This is a genomic window from Salinicola sp. MH3R3-1 (genome assembly GCF_001937155.1).
Lineage (GTDB): Bacteria > Pseudomonadota > Gammaproteobacteria > Pseudomonadales > Halomonadaceae > Salinicola > Salinicola halophyticus.
Genome location: NZ_MSDP01000077.1, coordinates 1 through 331 on the forward strand (window position 1 = coordinate 1; position 331 = coordinate 331).

Here is a 331-nt window from a genome sequence, read left to right on the forward strand (position 1 = left end):
GGCGCCCGGTGACGGCAATGAAGAAACCGCGCCGTCCGCGGCGTGAAGACTCCTGATTCCCGCGTCGTGACCAGCGCCTCGGGGCGGGAAAAAATACTTGCCTGCTCCGAGGGTTATGAGTAATATGTGCGCCCAGTCGGGAAGGGTCGTTAGCTCAGTTGGTAGAGCAGTTGGCTTTTAACCAATTGGTCGTAGGTTCGAATCCTACACGACCCACCATCGATCTCTTCCTCGCCTTCATGGCACCGATTCGGCACTCCCCGCCGGTCGTACGTTCTGGGTCGTTAGCTCAGTTGGTAGAGCAGTTGGCTTTTAACCAATTGGTCGTAGG

At 57.1% G+C, this 331-nt stretch carries 1 tRNA gene; it reads left to right on the forward strand.

The window, feature by feature from the left end:
• Positions 1–143 precede the first annotated feature (143 nt).
• A tRNA-Lys gene (locus tag BTW08_RS18385) sits at positions 144–219 on the forward strand.
• Positions 220–331: the final 112 nt, after the last annotated feature.